The sequence below is a fragment of the Streptomyces sp. A1277 genome (assembly GCF_004795015.1).
Lineage (GTDB): Bacteria > Actinomycetota > Actinomycetes > Streptomycetales > Streptomycetaceae > Streptomyces.
The window spans coordinates 25,229-36,698 of record NZ_SSBI01000020.1 but is presented as its reverse complement, the minus strand read 5'-3'; the positions used below and the strand labels follow the sequence as shown (position 1 = coordinate 36,698).

The window sequence follows — 11,470 nt, the reverse complement described above, 5'->3', positions numbered from 1 at the left end:
GATGAATCCCGACCGGACAGTTCGCACGGCCCGATGGTCGGAGGCGGACGGCGTACTCCTGCTGCGGAGCGTCGCCACCGCCATGGTCCGCCTCAGCGAGGCTGGCGACCCGGGGACGGCGTCCGCCGTGCCGTATCCCGAGGAGGCGCAGCGGGCCCTGAACACCACGGTCCTCACCTGTCTGCTGCTCAAGGCACGCCCCCCGGAGAGCCTTCCCGAACTCGTCGAATGGGCGGCGTGCCGGTCGCTGGACCGCTGGCCCGTCACGCTGCCGCCGGACGTGGTTCCTCCGGAGGCCCGGCTCCTTGACGAGGACACCCGCCAGCCGACCCAGCTCTGCTACGAATGGGCCGTGGACGAGGTGGACTCCGCAGCCCGGTACTCCGGGCAGCACCACATGAGCGTCGTGGCCCAGCGTTGCCGCGAGGAGAAGTATCCGGAGGCGTACCGGGCCTTTCGGCTCCTGTTGGTGCGGCGTCCCGTATTGACCCACCGTGAACTGGCCACCCTTCCCGCCGCGGCGGGCAGCGACCTGGGGTCGCTCGGCGACCTGCTGTACGACGTCTACCAGCCTGCACCGGCCAGCCATCTCGACCGGGAACGGCGCAGTTACGTTTCCTGCAAGCGCTGTCACGGCCTGCTCCACCCCACGACCGGGGGCGGATTGTGGTGCGAGCAGCGGCGGTGCCAAGAGGCCGGCACCGTCCGACGAGGGCGCGAGTACCGGGCCGACGAAGGCGGCGGAGTCCAGCTGCTGGTCAGGCCGCTGCGTCAGTGGGTGTCGGCGCCCGGCCTCATGGAGAAGCGGCTGGCCGACCAGCTGACGGACATCGGGGCGGAGGTCGAACTGTGGCCCGGCTTCGGTGCGTACGGCATGCGCGTGCGGTTTCCCAGCGGCCCGACCCTGGCCGTCGACTGCAGGGACTGGACGAGCCCGGCACTGCTGGGACGCCGGGCCACCCCGCCGCCGCCCGACCCTCCGTACGACCGCTGCCTGTGGGTGATACCGGCCGGCAGGCTCCGCGATCACCCCGGCTTCCAGGCGGTCTTCGAGCGCTACCGGCCGTCCGCGTCGCCGGAACTCGTGACCGACCGGGAACTGCTCCGCACCGCGCGGCGACTCGTCGCCGCCGGTCGCCCGTACGAGGACATCGACCCGGTCACGCCCGGGGAAGCACCGGAGGGACTGTTCTGATGCGTGACCGCAGCTTCTGGTTCGCCGAGCTCTCCCCACGCGTTCGCGCCGCTTGGCCCAAAGAGCGCGGCCCGATCCGAGCGACCCGCCTCTTCCGTGTGGAGCTGGGGCTGTACCTGCTGGAACGCCTCTGCCCCGGCGAGTCGGCCCGCGCCGCATGGACGGTCCTCGGAGGCTACCCCTTCGCCCTGGTCGGGGACCGGACACCGGAGCGGGAGAGGATGCTCCGGGTCGCACGGCACCTGCTGTGGATGCTCCGGCGCCCCCGCACCTGGGAACGCGCGCTGCGGCAGTACGCGTCCTTCCCTGCCGAGGTGCGCGGCTACCTGATCACCGACTACGACGCACCTGCCCAACGGCATGAACCGGCCATCGCCTCCGATCGCTGGAGAACGTACGAACGAGCCCTCACCACCGCTCCCCCCTTCCATTTGAGGCAGCGGCTGAAGATCGCCGGGCTCGGAAGGTCCTACCGTTTCACGCAGGGCAAGCTCCATACCTCCGTCCGGCTGCCCGAACACCTCCCGGTCGGTGTCGCCCGGCCGCACGGCCTCCTGCGCCTTCCCGGCGTGGGATTTCCGATCGAGACGACCTGGGACGAGCTGCTGGCGACCGCCGCGTGGATGGACGAGCGGCTGGGAATCACCGACCCACGCAGGACCTGGCACAACCGGGTGCAGCGAGTCGAACTGGACATGCTCGATTCCGAAGGAACGGCCTACCGGCCGAGCCGGAAACTGTCTGTCGCCGGCCTCTTCCACTTGGTGGGCATGGTCGGCGCCGGCAAGAGCACGCTGCGGGACGTGCTCACCGTCCAGGCCGTCCGGCAAGGACGGAAGGTGACCATCGTCGTGGGGGACGTCGCCGAACAGCTGACGCTGGTGGCCCTCTTCGGCGCGCTGGAACTGAAGGTCGCCCCCGTGCTGGGGTCCTCCACCCGGGCCCGGAACACCCAGCGCATGCACCGCAGGCTCGCGGGCGCCGGCGTGACGTCCCTGCTCGGCCACGAGGCCAGGCACTTCACCTATCTGAGCACCGCCTGCCCGCTCGACGCCCTGCGTGGTACGGAGGCGCACCAGCCCCTGGACATCCTCGAATCGCCCTGCACCCGCCTGTACCCGGCGGACCCGCGAGCGGACGTTCAGGAGCCGGCCGGAACGGACGCGTCGGCCCCGGGAGCACCGGCCGTACCGACCGCCGACGTGCCCGGCGAGACGGGCACCGACCGGCCAGACCCCGGGCACGGCTGCCCCCTGTGGTCAGGGTGCCCCCGGCAACGCGGCGCCCACGACCTGGTCGACGCGGACATCTGGGTGGCCAACCCCGCCAGCCTCCTCTATGGACTGGTCCCCCGGCACCAGAACCGGGAGCGGGCCCGGTTCCTGGAGATCGCATGCGTCCGTAGCGACCTGATCATCGTGGACGAGGCCGATCGCGTACAGATGCAGCTCGACTCGATGTTCGTGCCCTCCGCCACCCTCGTCGGACGATCCCCGGACTCCTGGCTCGACGAGCTGCAGGCCCACACGACTGACGAGTTCGCCCGGAACGGACGCCTGCAACTGTCGGACGCGGACGTGGATCGCTGGTCCTCCGCCCTGACCGCATCGATCGCCGCCACCAACCGGCTGTACTCGATGCTGATGCGCCACCCCAAGCTCCGGGCTTGGGTACAGGCCGACTACTTCAGTACCTGGACTCTCCAGCAGAAGCTGGTCGAGGACTGGTTCCGGGGCCGTTCCGCCCTCGGCGACCAGAACGCCCAGGACGAGCCGGACGACGAGACGGACGACGAATTCGAGGAAGAACATTCCGAGGAGGACGACCCGGACGACCCCGACGCCCACGGCACCGGAGAGGGCGAGGAGCCGGCGGACCCGGACGACGCACGCCGGGCCGCGGTCATGGAGGTGCTGGACGCCTTCCGCGACGAGCCCCTCGGGGGCGTCCATCCCGAGTCCTCCGAACTAGCCGAGCTGGTGGGCCTCGCCCACGATCTGCTGCACACCCTGGACGAGGACCGCACCCGGGCCAGGGCCAAAGCCGCACTGCGGCGGCTGTCTGGGATCGTTCCCGCCTCCGCGGACGAACTCCTCGACAAGACCATGCGGTTCGAGTTCACCCTGCTGCTCGGGGTGCTCCAGCAGCGCCTCGATGTCCTCACCGAGCTGTGGCCGACGGTGGAGGCCGCGCTCAACCTGGAATCGACGGACAACCAGCTGTCCCGCCGGCCTCCGCTCGACTACGGCCCTCTCGTCCCGGAGTCGCCGATGGGCAACATCCTCGGGTTTCAGTTCCTCACCGAGGAGCCGGACGCCGTACCGGGCTCCGGCAGCGCCGTGCTCCGCTTCTTCCGCTGCGCCGGAGTCGGACGGTCGCTGTTGACCTCACTGCACGAGGTGTCCTCGCTCGACGGCGCCCCGCGGGCCAACGTCCTCTTGATGTCGGGGACCAGCTGGGCGGGCACCGCGGTGGGCGCCCACGTGCTGGCGCCGGTCAAAGCCATCCTGAAGTCCTCTCCCAAAGAACGCGGCGCACTGCGCCGCACCTCCTTCCGGAAGATCTTCATCCCGGGGCCCGACGGGAAACCCCTCCACCTGTCCGGCATGCGGCCCGACCGCCGGCCCAAGGTCCTGGAGCTGATGCTCGAAGGTCTCGCCCGACCTCGGGGAGACCAGCTCCAGAGCGACTTCGAACAGGAGCTGAACCTCATCGGGAGCGCCAGGAGAAAGCGCCTGCTGGTGCTCGTCGGTTCGTATGAGGAGGCCCGCCGGGGCTTCCAGCTCCTCAACACCATCCCCCGCTGGAAGGGAAAGGTGCGCCGGCTGATCGCGGACGACGCGGAGCTGGAGACCTCCTTCGGCGGGGCCACGCCGGGAGACCCGTCCACAGTCACCGAGCCAGGGACGCTGCGGCGTGGTGACGTCTCCTCCTTCGGCTCCATGGACGCCGAGATCCTCATCGCACCGCTCATGTCCGTGGAACGCGGGCACAACATCCTGAACGACTCCGGACAGGCGGCGATCGGTTCGGTCTTCTTCCTGGCCCGGCCCCATCCCCGCCCGCACGACATCGGTCTGGCGGTACAGGGCATCAACAGCTGGGTGACCCGCCTGGTGGCCGACGGCGGATTCGACGAGTTGGTCTCCTCGGCCCCGGACCTCGACCGAGCCGGACGCGCCTTCCGCCGGGAGGCGCGCATCCGGTGGCGCTACCTGCTCACCCGGAAGATGGCCTGGCGGCACCTGAACGACGAGGACAAGGCGGCTTTCACCTGGGACCGGCTGGTCGTGATGTGGCAGGTGATCGGGCGGCTGGTGCGAGGTGGGGTCCCGGCCAGGGTCGTCTTCGTGGACTCCCGCTTTGCTGAGCGCGAGGCTGCCGGCCTGGGGCCCGACACCTTCCGCACCGGACTCCTCGCCAGCATGGTCCACGTTCTCGCCCCGTACTTCGACGACGACGAACCGCTCCCCCTTGACCAGCGGCAGCTGGTGCAGACCCTTTACGAGCCCCTCTACCTGGCACTCAAGAACATCCCCACCCACCGGCCGGACTCGCCGCGCCGTACGGCATGAGGAACCCCGTGACCCGCTACGACACCATCAGACTCGCCGGCTACGTCCCCGACTCGGACGCCGAGTGGACCGTCCCCTACTACACGCTGGCCCTCCCTCGGCCCCAGCGGAGGCTGCTCCTCGACCTTTACCGCCTGGGACTCAAGCGGCCGGACGACTGCCTCGCCGTCCCGGTCGGCCGTCTCAACTCGCTCCTTCAAGCGCTGGCCCCCGAAGTGGTCTCGGTGGCGAAATGGCTCGACGTCTCCCACGACGAGCCATGGCTGTACGCCCGGGGCCCCGTACCCGCGGACGTCTTCGCGACACTGGTGCACGCCTGGGTGAACGACCTGCGCCCCGAGCCCGAGCACCGGCAGGCGGTCCGCGAGGTGCTCGACGCGTTACGCCCCGGTGAACTCCGCTGGGAGCGGTGCGAGGTCCCGATGTTGGCCCGGACGCCGACGGCCGCCGGTACGGCGCAGCCGGACGGGCGGCTCTACCAGCTGCTCCCCGATGCCCTCGCCGATCTGGCCCTGGGACTGGATCCGTTCTCCTACCCCGGCGGGTCCCTGGGATTCCGCGGTGTCGCCCGGCGGCCCTCCGACCGGGGTGCCGAGCTGCTCTCCTGGCCGCCCGACCGGTACGTGGACCGCGACGGGCGGACGTGGTGGTTCTCGGCCCTCCTCACGCTGACCCTCCAGACCGTCCCGTTCTCCCCGGAGTTCCGGGTCCACCTGCGGTCCGGTGTCCGGCGGTGGGCAACGCGGACCGGACCGAACGGCCTGTACCTCCCGCCCCGTCGTGCCGCCTCCGTCTACCTGCTGGCGAACGCGCCGTGGATTGAAGACGGCCCGGAGAGCCGGGCTTCCGCCCGCTTCTCCGTGGGACGCCTCCGGTACGACCGCGAGCTTCGCGCCCGCCGATGGGAGGCGGGCGGGCCCGACGGAATGCTCTCCCGGTTGCGGCTCCGGCAACCGTTCCCCCAGCCCGACAGCCTCACCGGCGACCCGACCCGCTGGCTCGCCGGTACGAGGGGAGTCACCGCCGCCGTGGTGCACAGCGCGCCGATGGGCTCGCACGGGGTGAAGGCCGGTTTGATGCCCGGTGATCGCGTCCCGCTCACGGAATGGTTCGAGCAGGCCCTGCCTGAAGGTCTGCGCCGGGCACCGGACCCGGTGCGGGCGAACCGCTGGTCCACGGTGCGGAGACCGGCCGGGCAGCGTAGCGGGGAAGTCCTTGACCCGGACACGTGGGAAACCACGGAACGTCGTCAGGAGCTGGCCGAGCTCCTGGCGGGAGAACCCTTCCGGGCGGAGTTTCTTTGGCTCACCGAGCCCATCAGGGACGCGGGCGTACAGGCACTCGCCACCCTGCTCGGCCTCGACGAGGAACCCGTGCGGAAACCGTCCGGGGAAGCACCCTCCCCGGACGGAGAGACCCTCTCGTGGCAGACGCCCGAGCTCACAGTGGAACTGCACCTGGCACGGATCGGCGGGCTCGCCGACAGCCTCGTCCTCTCCCCCGCCGACCAAAGGAGTACCAGCGCCCTGCACGCGGCCATCGCGGACCGCCGTGCCCAGGTCGTACGGCGCCTGCCCGCCGCGTCGGCGGACGACCGTGCCTCGCTCGCCCTGCTGGAGATCCATCCCAAGGACGCCTACGCTCCGCGCCCCGCCGACCCCAAGTTCGCTCTGCGACTGGGATTCCGGGACGCGGGACAGGTGACCCAGTTCGTGGTGAACCCGCGTCGGGTGCCGGGCAAGCCCGCGGACGCCGACACGGCCAGGGCCAGAAAGCTCGAGGCATGCTGGACGGACGGTTTCCGTCAGCTCGGCCACCGCGCCGTACCCGCCCACGGCCTCGGACCGGCGATCCCCGCCGACACGCAGTACGCCGCCCTGTGGCTGGTCAAGCGGCGCCGGGACGGGCCGACCCGCCGGGCGGACCTCGTGCCGATCGCCGTCCGTGTGCGCCCCGGCGATCCCGTCCCGGAGCGCATCACCGGCTGGGACGTCAGGACCGGCGAGTGGGTCCCGTACCCGACGCTCCTGGTGCGCCTGGCCGAATCGGCCGAACTGCCGACCGCCGATGATCCCGACGAGGAGCCGCCCTCCCACGATGCGGGAGGCCCCTCCGGGGCGGAGGACGGTGAAGCCTCCGATCAGGACGAGGACCGGAACGGCCCCACCGAACGGCATCGGAGGATCGTGGCGGACGCCGTGCAGGAGGTCCTGTTCGGCCTGCGCGACCGCCCGACCCTGCTGCTGGTCCACGCCCAGAATGCCCGCCGGCTGTGGCCGTGGCTCCAGGACGGCCACATCGAGCCGGATAGAGTCCGGCTCCACGGCCGGCCGGCTCAAAGGCTCGCCGTCCAAGGCCACGGGCTCCGCCTGATCCGGGTCCGGGACAGCACCGACACCGAAACCCCCCAGTGGTGGGGGCGCGGATCGCAGACCTCGGACGACGGTGAGGAGGAGAGGCTCGGCATCGCCACCGGGCTGTGGAGACCGGCCGGCCATGACCCGCGGAACCGGGTGTTCGGCAGCACCGGCGAAAAGGCGGGGCCGGGCACGAACGTATCCGTCATGGCGTCTCGCTGGGCCTTCCGCTCCTACACCAGGGAGGGAAAGACGGGTTCCACGATTGATACCGACCGGCCGGCGTGGAATCCCGGGCTGCTGGAGATCGTCGTCGCGGGATGTCTGCCCGACGACGACCCCGAGCTGTGGGCGACCCTCGCCCACCGGCTGCGGCAGTCGCCCGGACGGGCCCCCCTGCTCGCCCTACCGCTTCCACTCCACCTGGCCCGCAAGGCCACCGAGTACGTCCTGCCCACCACTCGGGATCAACCGACGGAGCCCGAAGAAGACGACGGAGCCGTTCAGCTTTGCTTCGACCTAGGAGTGATCGCCCCATGAGCAACCTCGATCTCCACGGCATGTGGGCCGACGCCCACGTCTCCTACTCCGCGCCCGCCGGGCCGGGCGCCGCCCACCGCTCCGGCCCTCTCGCCGAACAGGCGGCGGCGTGGAACGCCCGGCTGGCCGAAACGGCACCTCAGGGGGCCCTGCTGACCGACAACGCCATGTTCGCGTCGCTGCGCGGTGGGAACACCCAGCACCTGCTCCACGTCACCCACTCCTTCGACCGCATCGTGCGAGACGGCACGCTCCGTCCGTCGGGCGGCTGCCTGGTGGGAAGCCTCTATTGCGCGCCGCTCGCGCCCACGTCCGGAGGGCTGCGCATGCACAACCTCGCTGAGTACGTCCTCACCAGGGAGGCGCCCGCCTCCCTGGCCCGCTCCCCGTTCTCCGGCCGGATCACGACCCCGCTGGTCCTGGAGATCACCACGCCGCGCCACGGCTACCGCGGCTTGGCGGGCATCGACTACCTCCGGCTGGGCTCGATCCACCTGCGCAACTACCGCGAGTTGGAGAACCTCCTGGGACCCACGGAACGGTGCGAGCTGCGCGAAGCGGTGGTGAGCCGGGTGAAGAACTCGGCGGACTTCCTCGGCCTGGCGGCCACCATCGCCCACCGGCCGGAACCCGCGGAGCACGAGGCGTTCCCCCGCCTCCTCTCCGAGACCATCCCTCGACTTCCTGTCCTGGGCTACGTCTACTTCGAGGCCCTGTCGGAGTACCTCATGCTGTACTCCCGCTCGCCTCACACCCAGCGGTTGGCGGAGCAGGGAGAGTTCAACAACTGGCTCTACAAGAAAGTGCTGTTCGAGGGATTCCCCGGCACGGCGGGCCATTTCGACCTGGCACGGTTCCGTCCCGGCTTTGCCCTCCTGGAGCAGATCCTGGACCAGGTGGACCCGAGCATCGAGGCGGCCCATGCCCGAGCCCACCTCACGGCGCGCATCAGCCACCTGGCCACCGCGCGTTTCCTTGGGCCGGAGCGGAGCGCTGAGCCGTGGCATCGCATCCGCTGGGACTTCGACCACGTCGCGGAGGTCTTCGGTCCGCTCCTGGGTCACCTCATCCACCGCGAGCTGCGCCGCTTCCACCGGTACCCGGACTTCTACCACTTCTTCGACGCGTACAAGGCCGTCCAGGCATGGAACTACTGGAACCACATGGACATCGCGCTGCCCTTCAACGGGACCATGCCCAAGGGGGAGATCGGCGTCAATCCCGCCTATTCCGAGCTGGACTACCGGGTCTGGCGGGCGGAACTCGGTGACGACGGTCTCCTCCACCCGGTGCAGGAGGTCCCCCTGAGGCTGACGCCCCGGCTGGTCGACACCCAGCACACTCTGATGCGCGACAGCCGAACGGCGGGCAGGCACGACGTCCCGCGGAAGGCCCGACGGCTGGCCGACTCGACTCTCTAACGGTTGAGAGGGTCGGACTTCGTCCCGGTCCGGCCCACGAAACCTTCAGGCTCATACCCGTGCACAAACCCACTGCCCAAAGTTTGCCGTCGCTGCCAGGCCAGCCGGGAGTCGCATCCGTGTTCGCGCATCGGGAGGCACACTAGGGTCGCTGAGTGGGCACGCCGCACTCTGGACGAGCCAGGAAACCTGGGTGACCCGCTATGTCCTCCGGGCCTCTGCGGACCGGTTGCAGCTGGCGGTACCAGCGTGGCCGGTGTAATAAACGGACTCCACATGTCGGATTCATCCGATTGGGTTACTCACAGGATCGACGTCGACGGTGGGTCGCAGCGCCGTCCGTGCGTGAGCGATGCGTGAGCGGACGCTCCGGCACAGCCCGGTTTCGTCCGGACCGCGTGGTACCGGACAGCCCGTCCGACTAGGCCGTTCCGGACGGAGCAACATCGGTCGGCATCGCCCACCCGGCCCTGACCAGGACTTTTAATCCGTTGGTTGTGGGTTCGAGTCCCACACGGCCTACCGACAGCGGGGGAGGGGAAACCTTCTGACCTGCGGTGGAGCGCCCCGATCGGTTTCGGCCGGTCGGGGCGTCCTGCTGTTCGGCGGGTGGGGAGGATCCGTGGGCCGGTGCCGGTGAGTTGCGCATCCCGGTCTTCCGGGCGAGACCGACCTGCCAAGCTGGTGGGATGTACCCATCCTCGCGATGGGCGGCCTCGACAACCGCTGGACCGCGCCGGCCGACGCGGGCGGGCCGGTCGTCACCGGCCAGGTCGGCGTCGGGGACGCGGCCACGCACACCAACCCGACGATGGGCCAGGGGGTGTCCCCGGCCCTGTGGGCGGCCCAGTGGGTGGTCCGCCACGCCGAGGACGCTGCGGGCGGTCCGGCGGCGTTCGCGGACGCCTACCACCGCTGGGCCGGGCGGCGGCTGCGCCCGTGGTTCGACGTCCAGGCCGCGATGGAGCGGGCCGACGAGGCCCGGCTGAGGAACCTCGGCCGGGAGCCGGACCGGCCGCCGCCCGCCGGGACGGGGACTCAGGACGGGGCCCGTGAGAGCGCCCGTGAGAAGGCCGCCCTGTCCGCGTGTTCCTGGGACGACCCGGTCGTCATGCGGGCCCGCGCCCGGGTCCGCCATCTCGTCCAGCCCGCCGACCTGGCCTACGGCACCGAGGAGGTGCGGGCCGGCCGGCGGTCTGGCCGGCGGAACACCCGGACTTCGCGCCGGGGTTCGACGGCCCGGGGCGGGCGGAGTGGGAGTCGGCCGTGCGCGGGGTGCGACCGCCTCTCTGACGTACGCCTCGAAGGCCGCCTCGCGTTCCTTCGCCTCCTGGACGTCGCGCTCGCCCATGGGTGTGCCGCGCGCGATCACGTCATATCGCCGTATGCGCGCGCTCGTCCGTTGGTGTGGCCCGGCTTCCGCCAGGAGGGGAGGGAGCGGTCCGGACGGAGCGCGGCGCGGCGCGGCGTGGAGTGCGGCGGCTACTTCTCCGGTACGGAGGCGGTGGCCGGAGTCTTGCCGGCGTCCGCCTCGGGGGCCGTCTTCGTGCCCGTTTCCGCGTCCGCGTCCGGGGCGGTGTCCGTGTCGGCGGTGACGGTGGTGGTCGTCGCGACCGCCGCCGCGGCCGTCTTCCTGCTGTGGACCATGATGCCGATGAAACCGGCGATGAATCCGCTGATCAGGCCAGATATCGCATGGTTGGCCGCGTTGGCCGACTCACTGGCCGGGAGGCCGATCGCCAGGTAGTTCACCGCCGCGCTCATCACCGCGCCCATCACGCCGCCGATGAGACCGCTCGTGGCGGCGGCGCGTACGGGCGACGGCGGGGTGGCCGAGGAGGCGGGGGTGTGATCGGAGGTGAGCGGTGCGGTCATCGTCGAGAGCCCTCCAGACAGGCTGCGATGAGAGACCGGGAGCGGCTCCCGGGTGCGCCGGCATGCGCGGTCGGGGGCCTGCTCGTACGGGCAGCCCACCGGGCCGGGGGCGCAGCAGTTACCTTGCGGCAGAACACGTGTTCCTCGCAACACCTTCTCGTTTTCGACACTTTGACGTTCCGGCGAGGGCCGGCCGCGGTCCGGGAGCCGGTGCGCAGGGGGGCGTGCGGGGCGGGTGGTCATGAGAGCTCCGAACATGCCGTAGAGTTGTGTTCATCGACGCGGGGTGGAGCAGCTCGGTAGCTCGCTGGGCTCATAACCCAGAGGTCGCAGGTTCAAATCCTGTCCCCGCTACTGAAACATCGGGCCCGGCACGCGAGCAGCGTGCCGGGCCCGATGTGTTTCCCGGGTGCTTCGCTCCATCGGCCGACCAGAAGTCGCCCCGGCGCCCGGCAGCGGCGAGTCTGGGAGTGGTGCGCGGTACCGTCCGCGGCCGTGGTGGCGCCG

General features: G+C 70.8%; 5 protein-coding genes and 1 tRNA gene. 5 read left to right on the top strand and 1 reads right to left on the bottom strand.

Annotated elements, in window-relative coordinates; translation table 11 throughout:
* Nucleotide 1: 1 nt before the first annotated feature.
* Genes E6R18_RS15580 through E6R18_RS15565 form a run of 4 tightly spaced genes read left to right on the top strand, consistent with a single transcriptional unit; the run spans nt 2 to nt 9,088 of the window.
* Nucleotides 2–1,195, top strand: coding sequence for an HU-CCDC81 and SPOR domain-containing protein (locus tag E6R18_RS15580; protein WP_136317488.1), 1,194 nt, complete (start codon nt 2–4; stop codon nt 1,193–1,195).
* Nucleotides 1,195–4,770, top strand: coding sequence for a signal recognition particle (locus E6R18_RS15575; RefSeq protein ID WP_136317487.1), 3,576 nt, complete (start codon nt 1,195–1,197; stop codon nt 4,768–4,770). The genes E6R18_RS15580 and E6R18_RS15575 overlap by 1 nt, the downstream gene beginning before the upstream one ends.
* 8 nt (nt 4,771–4,778) lie before the next feature.
* Nucleotides 4,779–7,667: a DUF3962 domain-containing protein gene (locus E6R18_RS15570; protein WP_136317486.1), complete on the top strand. Its 2,889-nt coding sequence runs from the start codon at nt 4,779–4,781 to the stop codon at nt 7,665–7,667.
* Entirely contained in the window at nt 7,664–9,088 is a 1,425-nt protein-coding gene (locus tag E6R18_RS15565) for a hypothetical protein (RefSeq protein ID WP_136317485.1), read from the top strand. Before E6R18_RS15570 ends, E6R18_RS15565 begins: the two co-directional genes overlap by 4 nt.
* Before the next feature lie 1,482 nt (nt 9,089–10,570).
* Here E6R18_RS15565 and E6R18_RS15560 read toward each other — a convergent pair.
* The gene (locus E6R18_RS15560; RefSeq protein ID WP_136317484.1) at nt 10,571–10,963 is read right to left on the bottom strand and encodes a hypothetical protein; all 393 of its coding nucleotides are present in this window, start codon (nt 10,961–10,963) and stop codon (nt 10,571–10,573) included.
* 280 nt (nt 10,964–11,243) lie between these two features.
* On the opposite strand from E6R18_RS15560, the gene E6R18_RS15555 reads away from it, so the two are divergent.
* Nucleotides 11,244–11,317 (top strand) — tRNA-Met (locus E6R18_RS15555).
* Nucleotides 11,318–11,470: the final 153 nt, after the last annotated feature.